Raw genomic sequence first — 11898 nt, 5'->3', positions numbered from 1 at the left:
GGGCATCCGTGCGCCGCTCGAGCCCTGAGCGCGCGCCCCCTCGCCACACGCACGCCCCGCCGCGACTGCCCCGGAGGAGAAAGAGCATGAGCCGCAGCGACGTCCTGGTCGACGCCGATTGGCTCCAGGAGCACCTGGACGACCCGACCATCGCCATCGTCGAGGTGGACGAGGACACGTCCGCCTACGAGAAGAACCACATCAAGAACGCGATCCGCATCGACTGGACCAAGGACCTCCAGGACCCGGTCCGCCGCGACTTCATCGACCAGGAGGGCTTCGAGAAGCTCCTGTCGGAGAAGGGCATCGCCAACGACCACACGGTGGTCCTCTACGGCGGCAACAACAACTGGTTCGCGTCGTACGCCTACTGGTACTTCAAGCTGTACGGCCACGACAGCGTCAAGCTCCTCGACGGCGGCCGCAAGAAGTGGGAGCTGGACGCCCGCGAGCTGGTCGCCGGCGACGAGGTGCCGGAGCGCCCGAAGACCGACTACAAGGCCAAGCCGCAGGACACGTCGATCCGCGCCTTCCGCGACGACGTGGTCGAGGCCATCGGCTCGCAGAACCTGGTCGACGTCCGTTCCCCCGACGAGTTCTCCGGCAAGCTGCTCGCCCCGGCCCACCTGCCGCAGGAGCAGTCGCAGCGCCCGGGCCACGTGCCGTCCGCGAAGAACATCCCGTGGTCGAAGAACGCCAACGACGACGGCACCTTCAAGTCGGACGAGGAGCTGAAGGAGCTCTACGCCGCGGAGAGCGTCGACCTCGCCAAGGACACGATCGCCTACTGCCGCATCGGTGAGCGCTCGGCCCTGACCTGGTTCGCGCTGCACGAGCTGCTCGGCGTGGAGAACGTCAAGAACTACGACGGCTCCTGGACCGAGTACGGATCCCTCGTCGGCGTGCCGATCGAGCTCGGCAGCGGCAAGTAAGACACCCCCTTTCTTCAGGAGAGACAGCATGTGCGGAGCGAAGGCCGGCGGCCCTGACGCCTCGACGATCAAGCCCGGCGAGACCACGATCCAGGGTCAGGTGACCCGCGACGGCGAGCCGGTGACGGGCTACGTCCGTCTGCTCGACTCGACCGGCGAGTTCACCGCGGAGGTCCCCACCTCCGCGACCGGCCAGTTCCGGTTCTACGCGGCCGAGGGCACCTGGACGGTGCGCGCGCTGGTGCCCGGCGGGACGGCGGACCGTACGGTCGTCGCCCAGCAGGGCGGTCTGGCGGAGGTCGCCATCGCGGTCTGAGCGGACTCTGTGACGGCTGAGGGCCGCATCCCCTGGGTTGGACGCCAGTGGGGGTGCGGCCCTTCGGCATGCTCCCGCGGCCCGTCAGCACCGTGCCCGCAGGGCCGTCAGCCCGATCGCCGCGAGGAGCGAAGCCACGCAGAGGGCGGCGAGCAGGCCGCTCACGGCCGCGCCGTCGGGCAGCCGGCGCCGGCGGCGGGGGCGGGGGCTGGGCGGATGACCGGGGCCGCCGGGCACAGGTGCGCGATCGGCGGCGGGCACGTCGGGCGTGCCGCGCGGCCCGAGCGCGTACGCGGGATGGAACGGCGGCAGCGCGTAGCCCAGCCACAGGGGTTCCTCCGCCGGGGACGCCGGGTCCTGCGCGGCCGTCATGCGCGGTGCTCCGTCCGCTGGTGCTGACGCAGCAGCACGTTCGCGTCGGTCTCGGCACTGCGGTCGTACGCCGCCCGCGCCGCCTCCCGCCGCTCCGCCAGTTCGAGGCAGGCCGCACAGCCCGGGACGGGCCACGGCGGCCGGCTCGCCTCGTCCAGCGGCGGCGGCAGCGACGGCAGGCCCCTGGAACGGTGGTTGACGGCCCGCACGCTCGCCCCGAGCCGCTCCTGCTCCGTGGCGGGCCGCACCCTGGCGGGATCGGCCTGCCACTCCACTCCGCCGCCGACCGGTCGCAGTATGACGTAGGGACCGGCTTTGTCCCGGTACTCGCCGACCTTGTCGGTGGCGGGGTCGTAGAGCAGGTGTCCCGGCTCGTGGGTCATGCGGGCAGCTCCTTTCCGTAACGCGCGTGCGCAGGGCGATGCCGCGGCTACGCTGCGTGTGCGGGTGGTGTTCAGGAGCATGGCGCACGACGAGGGCGTCCGGGCCGTTGAGCGGCCCACATTCAACGCCGGGCCTGCCAAATTCAACAAGTTCAACAGGAGCGCGATGCCGCAGCGATCGATGGTGACAGGACGGAGCCAGGAACCGAGGGAGCGATTCGCCGAGGAGCTACGGGGGCTGAGGACGGAGCGGAAGCTGAGCCTGCGGGAGCTCGCGAAACAGGTGGGCTGGGACTCGTCCCTGTTCAGCAAGATGGAGAACGGCCAGACACTGGGCGGACCGGAAGTCGTCCAGGCACTGGACCAGTTCTACGGGACGCCGGGCCTGCTGGTCACGCTGTGGGAGTTGGCGGTGGCGGACCCGACGCAGTTCAAGGAGCCGTATCGGCGCTACATGCTGTTGGAGGCCGAGGCGGTGAGCCTGTGGCAGTACTCCGTGAGCAGGCCACCCGGGCTGCTTCAGACGGCCGGGTACGCGCGCGAGGCGCTCGCCGCGGGCGGCCTCAGGGGCGAGGAGTTGGACCAGCAGGTCGAGGCGCGCACGGGACGGCGGAAGGTACTGGAGGGGGACGACCCGCCACCGTTCCGCATCCTTCTCGCCGAGGCGGTGTTGCGGAACTCGCTGCGTGATCCACGCCAGTGGAGGGGCCAACTGGAGCGCTTGACGGAGGCTGCGGCACAGCCGAACATCACCCTGCACGTGCTGCCGTTCGGTTGCGGGCTGCACGGCCTCGACAGCACCGACGTCATGTTCCTAAGGCTGCCCGACGGCCGTACCGTGGCCTACGTCGAGAACGACGTACAAGGTGAACTGGTCGAGGAACTCAGCAAGGTTGAGCGTTTCCACCGCACATATGATGCGGTGCGCGACCTGGCCCTCTCCCCGGCCGAGTCGCACAAGTTCATCCTGCGGATGTTGGAGGAAGTGCCGTGCGAGCCATCGACCTGAGCAACGTGACGTGGCGCAAGAGCAGCTACAGCAACTCGGACGGCGGCAATTGCGTGGAAGTCGCCGACACCGCCCCCTCCCTCGTCCCCGTCCGGGACAGCAAGGACCCCGCCCGGGGCACTCTCGTCTTCCGCGCGGACGCCTGGACCGCGTTCGTGGACGGAGTCAAGCGCGGCGCCTAGATCTCCAGCAGCACCGTGAACGGCCCGTCGTTCGTCAGTGACACCCTCATCTGCGCGCCGAAGCGGCCCGTCGCCACCGTCGCGCCCAGGGCGCGCAGCTGGGCCACGACCTCGTCGACCAGGGGTTCGGCGACGTCGCCGGGGGCCGCCGCGTTCCAGGTGGGGCGGCGGCCCTTGCGGGCGTCGCCGTAGAGCGTGAACTGGCTGATCACGAGGAGCGGGGCGGCGGTGTCGCTGCAGGACTTCTCGTCGTGCAGCATGCGGACCGTCCAGAGCTTGCGGGCCAGCTGGGCCGCCTTCTCCTTGGTGTCCTCGTGGGTGACCCCGACGAGGACGCACAGGCCCTCGCCCTCGATCGCGCCCACCGTCTCGCCGTCCACGACGACGCTCGCGCCGTCCACCCTCTGCACCACCGCACGCATGCGGACCATCATGCCCGGTGTCCCGCACCGGCCCGCACGGGGTCCACTATGGATCTGTTACTTCCGATCTAGGTCCGTTCGGGGGTGCTCGGTCACATTGGGGCCGGTTGGGGTGGCACGATGCTTGCACACGCCGGTCGAGGGGACGGTCACAAGCAGATGAGCACACCGAGTACCAGCGGGCGGCTGGGGACGCAGGGGACGTACCGGCCGCCCGCGCAGCGCGCCGACGGCCCGGCGGATCCGGCTCCGCCCGCCGAGCCTCCCGAGCACGACCTGGCCCGGCTGAGCCTGCCCGAGCTGCGCGCGCTGCGCCGCGACGCCCAGCGGGACGAGGCGGACCTCAGCTACGTGCGGCGGCTGCTGCAGGGGCGGATCGACATCCTGCGGGCGGAACTGGGCCGGCGCGGGCGGGCGTCGGTGCCGGCGCCCGCGGACGGCTCCGTGGTCGACCGGCTCCCGGAGATCCTCCAGGACGCCCCGGCCCGGCAGCGCTCCTCCGCGCGCCACGTCACGCTCGGCACCCCGCACAACGAGGAATACCGGCGGCTGGCCGCCGAGATGCTCGGCGAGGTGGAGCTGTCGGACCTGACGGCCCGGACGGATCTGGAACTGAGCGCGGCCATGGGCCGGTTGGTGCGCTACGAGCAGCAGGTCTCGCGGTGCCGCCAGCGGTTGCAGCGGACCGCGGACGACTGCAGCGGGGAGATCGCGCGCCGGTACCGGGAGGGCGAGGCGCAGGTGGACGATCTGCTGATATGACGGGCAAGGGCCCGGACACGCGAGAGAGCGCCGCCTCTTCCGAGGCGGCGCCGGGTGGTTCCCTTCCGTGTGCTGTGCATCCGTAGCATGCTGTTCAGTTGTGGCTGTGCGATGTCGGTATTCAGATGTCGCTGTTCAGTTGTGGCTGTGCGCTCCGGCGGCCGCCCCCTGTCCGGGCTCCCGGCTCCCCTCCGGAGGGGAACCCGGCCGGCCAACCACTGGGAAGCTCCGACCATGTCGGCAAGTTGGCTGCCAACTTCTCTCTACTTATCTCCGCCGGGATGCGGCTTATAACCAGCCGCTGGAGAACTGCCGTAAGTTGGCGGGAAGTTGTAGGGTTTCTTCGTGGACCCGGAGCACGCCTCCGCCCGTGGGCGGACGAAGCCCCAGCGGCACCGTTCGTCCCACCGCGAGATCGCCGACGAACTGCGCAGCCGGATCAGGTCCGGTGTGCTGCGGCCGGGCGAGCGCATGCCCACCCAGGCCGAGCTGGCCCGCGAGTTCGGTGTCGAACGCGGCGCGGTGCGGCAGGCCTTGCGCATCCTGCAGTCGGAGCACCTCCTCGCCGACGTTTCCAAGGGCAGCCCCGCCACCGTGGCCGCCGTACCGGGGCCCGCGCGACCCCCGGCGGGACCCGCGGCGCCGCCGCAGCCCACCATGGTGGGGCTCGCCCCGCGCATCGCCGACGCCTTCGCCGCCCCGCACGTGCGCATCGACGCGCTGTGCCTGACCTCCGTCTCGCTCACCCTGGCGGTCGGCGAGCCCTTGCGGCAGATCCACGCCGGACGGCTGGAACCGGCCAAGATCGACGTCCGGCTGCTGCTGCCCAGCCGGGACATCGACCTGGCCTTCCCGACGCCGGTGGACGCCGACGACGGCGGACTGCTGCACCGGCGCTGGCTGTCCCAGCGCAACGCCCAGGGCCTGGTGCTGCGGCAGAACCTGCTGGCGCTGCGCACCACGCACGGCATCGACGTCCACGTCTCCTTCCGGGCGCTGCCCTTCACCCCGCCGGTGAAGCTGTACCTGCTCAACGGCTCCGAGGCGCTGTTCGCGTACTACACGCTGGGCCGCCGGGAACGGGAGATAGGGCAGGAGCACGTGGAGCTGTACGACGCCGACGGCACCCGGTCCATGCTGTTCGCCTTCGACGGGCGGGCCGGGCAGCGGGACGCGGCGTTCGTCGAGCAGTCGCGCCTGTGGTTCGACGCGCTGTGGGGGACGATCAGTTCGGACCTGGTGCTGGCGCTATAGCGCGGGGCCGGCCAGGAGCACCGCCAGCAGGACCGCGCCGGCGGAGCTGACGGCCGGGTTCCGGGCCTTGATGCCGACGGTCAGCAGGAGCAGCCCGACGATGCCGGCTGTTCCGAACCTCCACTCGACCAGCTGTTCGGAGCCGACGACGAAGAGGGCGGAGAGGAGCGCGAGGACAGGCATGGACGTTCCCCCTTTCGGTCTGCCAACTTGAGGAAGTTGGCAACCAACTTTGCTTAGGTTGTCCCCACTTGGCCAATATCAACAAACAACTTTTCGACAACTCCCGGTAGATGGATCAGGGTTGTAGCGTTTGGTCGTGACCCAGGAGAACGTGGCAGAGCCCGTGGCAGTGAACGGCAGCAGACGGTTCACCCCGCAGCAGATCGCCGACGTCCTGCGCCGGCGCATCCGGACCGGTGACCTGCGCGCCGGCGAGCGGCTGCCCACCCAGGCCGAGCTGGCCGAGGAGTTCGGCGTGGAGCGGGGCACCGTACGCCAGGCCCTGCGGGAGCTGCAGGAGGACGGCCTGCTCAGCAACGTCAGCAAGGGCAGCCCGCCCCGGGTCGCCGAGCCGGCCCCCGGGCGCGAGGAGCCGCAGCCCACCATGGTGGCCCTCGCCCCCCGGCTGACCCAGGCCTTCTCCGTGCCGCACGTGCGGATCGACGCCGTCTGCCTGACCGCCCAGAGCCTCATCCCGGCCCTCGGCGAGCCGCTGCGCCTGATCCACGACGGCCGGCTGCGGCCCGAGCGGATCGACGTCCGCATCCTGCTGCCGTCCCGGGACATCAATCTCGCCTTCCCCGTCTCGGTCGACGCCGACAGCGGTGACGACGCCGTGCACCGGCGCTGGCTGGCGATGCGCAACGCTCAGGGGCAGGTGCTCCAGTACAACCTCCAGGCGCTGCGCGGTACCCACGACATCGACGTCCACGTCACCTTCCGGGCCCTGCCGTTCACCCCGCCGGCCAAGCTGTACCTGCTCAACGGCGTGGAGGCGCTGTACGCGTACTACATGATCACGCGCCGGGCGGAGCCCACCGAGAGCGGCCGGACGCTGGAGATGTACGACACCCTGGGCTCCGAGTCCCTGCTCTTCTCCTTCGAGAAGCGGGCCGGGCAGCGGGACGCGGCGTTCGTGGAGCAGTCGCAGATGTGGTTCGACGCCCTCTGGGAAACCATCACGACGGACCTGACACTCTCCTAGTGACCTCTGATGCGACTTCTGCTGCGACATCTGATGCCGGCGAGAACGAAAAGCTTCGGGAACTGATCACACCTGCCCGGTTCGTGCTGTGGGACTTCGACGGCCCGATCTGCCGGCTCTTCGCCCGGCACCGGGCCGAGCGGGTGGCCGCCGACCTGGTGGCCTGGCTGGAGCGGCAGGGTCTGCGCGGGCTGCTCAGCGACGCCGAACGGGACACGCTCGACCCCCAGGTCGTGCTGCGCGCCGTGGGCCGCCGGCGGCCGGGCAGCGACCTCGTCGCCGGCCTGGAGGAGCGGCTCACCCAGGAGGAGCTGCGGGCCGCCTCCTCCGCGCTGCCCACCGCCTACGCCGACCCGCTCATCCGCACCTGGACCGCTGTCGGCGCCCGCCTGGCCGTCACCACCAACAACTCGCCCCGCGCGGCCCGCAGCTACCTCGAATCCCGGGGCATCGCCGGCTGCTTCGCCCCTCACCTGTACGGCCGTACCGACCAGCTGCACCACCTCAAACCGGACCCGCACTGCCTGAACCGGGCCCTGAGCGCGATGGGCGCCGCGCCCGCCGCCGCACTGATGATCGGAGACTCCCTCGCGGACCTGACGGCCGCCCGCGAGGCCGGCGTGCCCTTCCTCGGCTACGCGCGGGGCGAGGACAAGGAGAAACACCTGCGCGCGGCCGGCGCCCGACACGTCGTACGCTCCCTGGAACCGCTGCTGCGGCTGCTCCGGAGGCCGCGTCCGGTCGGCTAGCATTCCGCTCGTCCGAGTCATCCCTCGGCCGCACGCGCATCCCGTTCCGCGTGCGCGACCCCGTGCGCAGGGAGCGGCGACGAGCCGTCCTCGGGCGCCGCCCGGCACAGACGAGTGGCGGACCACCCGCGCGGCTGCTCGACTGGCCTCCCGACCCGTCCTTTTCGCGCGATCCACCCGGAGCGGCCCGTGGGCGCACCGCCTGTCCCCCGTGCCGTCCGGACGGACGCCGTCCTCAGGGAGTTCGTGGCCCGTGCCGTCGCCGGGGGCCGATGGAGCGAGGGGCACCACCACCGCGACCACGTCGTGCCGCTGACCGAACCGCCGGCCGGACTGCTGGGCCGCGAGCCCGGCACCCTGGTCGTCGTGCGGGTGCCGCGCCCGGACGCGGTGCCGGTGGCGATCCGCACCTGGGCCGGCGAGACGGAGATCCTGCGGGCGGTGCGCAGGGTGCTCCCGCAGGTACCGGAATGCCTGGCCGAAGGCCCCGGGTACGCCGTCCACAGCCATGTGGACGGCGCCGTCCTGGCCGACGTCTGCGGCCCCGGCAAACCGGTCGCCGGCCCCCTGCTGAAGGACCTGGCGGAACTGCTCGCCGCCATCGTCCAGGTGCGCGGCGGCGCCCTGCCGCCCCTGCCCGCCCACCGGCCCCGCGACCACACCGACTCCCAGGGCTTCCTGCGCACCCTCGCCCACCTCGCCGACCAGCAGATCCGGCGCCCCAACCGGCACCGCTACGGCGGCCTGTTCACCGCCCTCGGCGTGCCCGAGGACGCCCTCGCACGGTTCGCCGACCGCGTCCCGGCGATGACCCGGCGGCCGTACGGACTGCTCCACGGCGACCTGCACCGCGGCAACCTGGTCCTGCCGGCCGCCGGTGACGGGCCGCCGCACTGCCTGGGCTGGGAACTGGCCGGGTACGGCGACCCGCTGCACGACCTCGCCGTCCACCTGGTGCGCATGCGCTACCCCGAGCACCAGCGCCGCGAGGTCGTCGACGCCTGGGCCGAGGCCGTCCAGCGGGTGCGCCCCGCCGCCACCGCCGGCCTGCACCGGGACCTCGGCCACTACCTCGCCTTCGAACACGCCCAGTCGCTCTACGCCGACGTGATCCGGGCCGCGCGCTCGCTGGAGGAGTCCTTCGGCCCGGAGCGCCTGCGGCAGGCCACGGACACCGTGCGCGCCGCCCTGCGCGCCGCCGCCCGGCCGCTGCGGCTGGGCCGGGTGCCGGGGCCGGACGAGATCGAACGGATCCTGTTCCGGCGCGGGGCCTCGGCCGGCCCGCGCCGGCGGATCATCGGCTGGCGCCCGGACCCGCGCGTCCCCGAGCACCCCCGCTTCCCCCGCACCGCCGTCGCCGAGGCGCTGCTCCTGGAGGGCGCCGCCCCGGCCGGCCGGGTGTTCAAGGGGGCCGCGCACCTGAACACCGTGCTCCGGGTCCCCGGCACCCCGTTCCCGGTGGTCCTGCGCCGCGAGGCGACCGTCGTCCTGCGGCGCGAGACCGGCTTCCTGAGCGAGCACGCCGTCCTGCGGGCCATCGAGCGGTCGGGCGTCCGGGTGGCCGCACCCCGGGTGCTGGCGCTGGGCGAGAGTCACGCCACCGGCCCCGGCCTGCACTACCGCGGGGACCGCTTCACCATCCACACCTACGAGGGCGCCGCCGACCTCGGCCGCCGCCCCGAGCACCCGGTCGACGGGCTCCGGCCGCACGAGGCCGACTGCCTGGTCGACCAGCTGGCCGCGCTCACCGGGGTCGACCACGCCCCGCTCGGCCCGCCCGACGGCCCGCCCGGCTTCTACGACCGGCTGAGCGACCAGCTGGTGGCCCTGGTCGCCGGCCTGCCCGCGGAGTCCCGGCGGCTGGCCCGCCTCCTCGGCCTGCCCGACGCGCCCCGGCTGCGCGAGATCCTCGCCCGGCACCACGTCACCCCCCGCGACCCGGCCCTGCTGCACGGCGACCTCAACCCCTGGAACCTGGTGCGCCGCGACGACGGCCCGCCGCTCACCCTGATCGACTGGGAGATGGCGCTGATCGGCGACCCGCTGTACGACCTGGTCCGGCACATGCACCTCACCCCGACCCGCCCGGAGATCCGGGACCGCATGTTCCGCCGCTGGGAGGCCCGGCTCGCCCCGCGGTTCACCGAGGGCTGGCAGCGGGACTGGCGGGTGTACCGCTGGACCGAGCTGGTCCGCTCCGCCTACGTCGACCTCGACCGCCTGGTCACGGGGGCCGGCCTGGACGCGCCCAACGTGCGGCGCGCGGTGGAGTCGTACGCCATGACCCTGGCCGCCGCCACCGCCTCGCTGGGCCTGTCCGCCCGGCGCCACGCCGGCACCGGCCCGGGCAGCGCCCCGGTCTGGCCGCCCCTGCCGGGCACCCGCTCCGGGCCGGGGGACGGCGGGGCTGCGTAGGCTCGCCCCATGGGTGAGATGGGCCTGCGCGAGCGCAAGAAGCAGCGGATGTACCAGGACGTGTCGGACACCGCCGTGCGCCTGTTCCTGGAGCGGGGCTTCGACGCGGTGTCCGTGGCCGAGGTGGCGGCGGCGGCCGGGATCTCCAAGCCGACCCTCTTCCGGTACTTCCCGGCCAAGGAGGACCTGGTCCTGCACCGCATCGCGGACCACGAGACGGAGGCCGCGCGGGTGGTGGCGGGGGCGGCCGACCCGGTGGACGCGCTGCGCCGCAACTTCCTCGCCGGCCTGGACCGGCGCGACCCGGTCACCGGCCTGAACGACCACCCCGAGGTGCTCTCCTTCCACCGGCTGCTCTACGGCACCCCGGCCCTGGTGGCGCGGGCGTACGTGCACGTCGAGCGGTCCGAGGCGGCGCTCGCCGAGGCGCTCGGGGGCGGTCTGGAGGCGCGGCTGGCCGCCGGGCAGATCATCGCCGTCCGGCGGATCCTCGCCCAGGAGAACTGGCGGCGGATCGCGGCGGGCGAGCCGGTGGAGGCCGTGGCGCCTGAGGCGGTACGGGCGGCCGAGCGGGCGTTCCGGCGGCTGGCGGAGGGACTGCCGGAACTCCGGACCTCTTCTTGATACTCGGTTAAAAACTTAACTCGGTTACATTCGTGCCGTACGCTGACGGCATGACGTCAGCCGACCCCGCCCTCACCGACACCCTGCACACCGAGCGCGCCCACCACGACACCTGCCGCACGGCCCTCGCCGCCATGGTCGAGGACGCCGCCGTACAGGTCGTCACCGGCGAGGACGTCTCCGCCTCCGGAGCCGACGCCGAAGTCCTCGGCTTCCGGCTGCGCAGCCAGGCCAAGGCCCTGCGCGAACTCCCGCCGGGCCCGCTGTTCTTCGGCCGGCTCGACTTCGCCGACGGCGACCCCGGCCACGGCGGCCAGAGCTACCACGTCGGCCGGATGCGGATCACCGAGCACCCGGCCGCCCCACCGCTCGTCGTCGACTGGCGGGCCCCCGTCTCCCGCGCCTTCTACCAGGCGAGCGCCCGCGACCCGCAGGGCGTGGCGGTCCGGCGCCGGTTCGGCTGGGCGCCCGGCAGCCGGGGCGACTCCGCCGACCTCACCGGCCTGGAGGACGAGCACCTGACCCGGGGCGAATCCCGGACCAGCGACATCGTGGCCCGCGAGATCGAACGGCCCCGCGTCGGACCCATGCGGGACATCGTCGCCACCATCCAGCCGGAGCAGGACGACCTCGTACGGGCCGCCCTCACCGACTCCGTGTGCGTGCAGGGCGCCCCCGGCACCGGCAAGACCGCCGTCGGCCTGCACCGGGCCGCCTACCTGCTCTACACCCACCCCAAGCGGCTGCGGCGCTCCGGTCTGCTGATCCTCGGCCCGAACCGGACCTTCCTCGCCTACATCGCCGAGGTGCTGCCCTCCCTCGGCGAGATGGGCGTCCGCCAGTCCACGCTGCTGGACGAGATCGCCCGGCACCCGGCCACCGGCACCGACCCGGTGCGGACCGCGACGGTCAAACACGACCCGCGCATGGCGGAGGTGCTGCGCCGGGCGCTGTACGCGCGCGTGGACACCGAAGGCGTCGGCGACCTCGCCGTACCGGACGGCTCCTACCGCTGGCGGGTGCCCGCCCGCGAACTCGCCGCCATCGTCGCGGAGGTGCGCGCCGAGGAGCCGCCGTACGCCGTCGGACGGGAGCGGGTGCGCACCCGGGTGGTACGGCGGCTGCGGGACCGCGCCGAGCGGCGCTCCGGGGTGCTGCCCGCCTCCTGGGCGCGCCGGATCGAACGCTGCCGGCCGCTGACCGCACAGCTCGACGCGGTGTGGCCGAAGGTCCGCCCGGAGGAGGTCCTCGCCGCACTCCTCACCGACCCC

General features: G+C 72.9%; 15 protein-coding genes. 11 read left to right on the top strand and 4 right to left on the bottom strand.

Annotation, left to right across the window (positions count from 1 at the left end):
- Positions 1 to 86: 86 nt before the first annotated feature.
- Complete coding sequence (locus IE312_RS31245) at positions 87 to 932, top strand: sulfurtransferase (RefSeq protein ID WP_189985617.1); 846 nt, start codon at positions 87 to 89, stop codon at positions 930 to 932.
- Between the two features lie 28 nt (positions 933 to 960).
- The gene (locus tag IE312_RS31240) at positions 961 to 1248 is read left to right on the top strand and encodes a DUF1416 domain-containing protein (RefSeq protein ID WP_004986406.1); all 288 of its coding nucleotides are present in this window, start codon (positions 961 to 963) and stop codon (positions 1246 to 1248) included.
- 84 nt (positions 1249 to 1332) lie between these two features.
- Here IE312_RS31240 and IE312_RS31235 read toward each other — a convergent pair whose 3' ends face one another.
- Entirely contained in the window at positions 1333 to 1620 is a 288-nt protein-coding gene (locus IE312_RS31235; RefSeq protein ID WP_189985636.1) for a hypothetical protein, read from the bottom strand.
- On the bottom strand, positions 1617 to 2003 hold the full coding sequence (locus tag IE312_RS31230) for a hypothetical protein (RefSeq protein WP_189985616.1): 387 nt from the start codon (positions 2001 to 2003) through the stop codon (positions 1617 to 1619). Before IE312_RS31230 ends, IE312_RS31235 begins: the two co-directional genes overlap by 4 nt.
- A gap of 166 nt (positions 2004 to 2169) precedes the next feature.
- On the opposite strand from IE312_RS31230, the gene IE312_RS31225 reads away from it, so the two are divergent.
- Positions 2170 to 3012 (top strand): helix-turn-helix domain-containing protein, encoded by an 843-nt coding sequence (locus tag IE312_RS31225; protein WP_189985632.1) that lies wholly within the window; start codon positions 2170 to 2172, stop codon positions 3010 to 3012.
- Positions 2994 to 3194, top strand: a complete 201-nt coding sequence (locus tag IE312_RS31220) for a DUF397 domain-containing protein (RefSeq protein ID WP_189985615.1) — start codon at positions 2994 to 2996, stop codon at positions 3192 to 3194. The genes IE312_RS31225 and IE312_RS31220 overlap by 19 nt, the downstream gene beginning before the upstream one ends.
- On the opposite strand, the gene dtd is transcribed toward IE312_RS31220, so the two are convergent.
- On the bottom strand, positions 3191 to 3616 hold the full coding sequence (gene dtd, locus IE312_RS31215; RefSeq protein WP_053710136.1) for a D-aminoacyl-tRNA deacylase: 426 nt from the start codon (positions 3614 to 3616) through the stop codon (positions 3191 to 3193). The two genes, IE312_RS31220 and dtd, sit on opposite strands and share 4 nt — an antisense overlap.
- Positions 3617 to 3775: 159 nt before the next feature.
- Here dtd and IE312_RS31210 point away from each other — a divergent pair, with 159 nt between their 5' ends.
- On the top strand, positions 3776 to 4378 hold the full coding sequence (locus tag IE312_RS31210; RefSeq protein WP_189985614.1) for an RsiG family protein: 603 nt from the start codon (positions 3776 to 3778) through the stop codon (positions 4376 to 4378).
- A 345-nt stretch (positions 4379 to 4723) separates the two neighbouring features.
- Positions 4724 to 5632 carry a winged helix-turn-helix domain-containing protein gene (locus IE312_RS31205; protein WP_189985613.1) on the top strand — a complete coding sequence of 303 codons (909 nt, stop codon included), beginning with the start codon at positions 4724 to 4726 and terminating at the stop codon, positions 5630 to 5632.
- On the opposite strand, the gene IE312_RS31200 is transcribed toward IE312_RS31205, so the two are convergent.
- A complete protein-coding gene (locus IE312_RS31200; protein WP_189985612.1) occupies positions 5627 to 5815 on the bottom strand; it encodes a hypothetical protein in 189 nt (62 codons plus the stop codon). The genes IE312_RS31205 and IE312_RS31200 overlap by 6 nt on opposite strands.
- Before the next feature lie 130 nt (positions 5816 to 5945).
- On the opposite strand from IE312_RS31200, the gene IE312_RS31195 reads away from it, so the two are divergent.
- The 5 genes from IE312_RS31195 to IE312_RS42660 all read left to right on the top strand — a co-directional run.
- On the top strand, positions 5946 to 6839 hold the full coding sequence (locus IE312_RS31195) for a GntR family transcriptional regulator (RefSeq protein WP_229900645.1): 894 nt from the start codon (positions 5946 to 5948) through the stop codon (positions 6837 to 6839).
- A complete protein-coding gene (locus tag IE312_RS31190; protein ID WP_229900644.1) occupies positions 6839 to 7588 on the top strand; it encodes an HAD family hydrolase in 750 nt (249 codons plus the stop codon). The genes IE312_RS31195 and IE312_RS31190 overlap by 1 nt, the downstream gene beginning before the upstream one ends.
- A gap of 189 nt (positions 7589 to 7777) precedes the next feature.
- Positions 7778 to 10003: an aminoglycoside phosphotransferase family protein gene (locus tag IE312_RS31185; protein WP_189985610.1), complete on the top strand. Its 2226-nt coding sequence runs from the start codon at positions 7778 to 7780 to the stop codon at positions 10001 to 10003.
- Between the two features lie 9 nt (positions 10004 to 10012).
- The gene (locus tag IE312_RS31180; protein WP_189985609.1) at positions 10013 to 10627 is read left to right on the top strand and encodes a TetR family transcriptional regulator; all 615 of its coding nucleotides are present in this window, start codon (positions 10013 to 10015) and stop codon (positions 10625 to 10627) included.
- 50 nt (positions 10628 to 10677) lie between these two features.
- Positions 10678 to 11898, top strand: a 1221-nt coding sequence (locus IE312_RS42660) for a helicase domain-containing protein (protein ID WP_502267001.1), incomplete at its 3' end; no start/stop codon positions are given.

The sequence above is a fragment of the Streptomyces capoamus genome (assembly GCF_014654935.1).
In the GTDB taxonomy this organism is placed as follows: domain Bacteria; phylum Actinomycetota; class Actinomycetes; order Streptomycetales; family Streptomycetaceae; genus Streptomyces; species Streptomyces capoamus.
Note: the sequence above shows the minus strand (reverse complement) of the source record. Positions and strands in the feature narration are given on the sequence as shown.

Excerpts from the sequence above, each read along its gene's own strand:
- IE312_RS31240 (WP_004986406.1), top strand. The coding sequence starts at position 961 with ATGTGCGGAGCGAAGGCCGGCGGCCCTGACGCCTCGACGATCAAGCCC.
- IE312_RS31210 (WP_189985614.1), top strand. The coding sequence starts at position 3,776 with ATGAGCACACCGAGTACCAGCGGGCGGCTGGGGACGCAGGGGACGTAC.
- dtd (WP_053710136.1), bottom strand. The coding sequence starts at position 3,616 with ATGCGTGCGGTGGTGCAGAGGGTGGACGGCGCGAGCGTCGTCGTGGAC.
- IE312_RS31225 (WP_189985632.1), top strand. The coding sequence starts at position 2,170 with ATGCCGCAGCGATCGATGGTGACAGGACGGAGCCAGGAACCGAGGGAG.
- IE312_RS31180 (WP_189985609.1), top strand. The coding sequence starts at position 10,013 with ATGGGTGAGATGGGCCTGCGCGAGCGCAAGAAGCAGCGGATGTACCAG.
- IE312_RS31200 (WP_189985612.1), bottom strand. The coding sequence starts at position 5,815 with ATGCCTGTCCTCGCGCTCCTCTCCGCCCTCTTCGTCGTCGGCTCCGAA.
- IE312_RS31230 (WP_189985616.1), bottom strand. The coding sequence starts at position 2,003 with ATGACCCACGAGCCGGGACACCTGCTCTACGACCCCGCCACCGACAAG.
- IE312_RS31245 (WP_189985617.1), top strand. The coding sequence starts at position 87 with ATGAGCCGCAGCGACGTCCTGGTCGACGCCGATTGGCTCCAGGAGCAC.
- IE312_RS31235 (WP_189985636.1), bottom strand. The coding sequence starts at position 1,620 with ATGACGGCCGCGCAGGACCCGGCGTCCCCGGCGGAGGAACCCCTGTGG.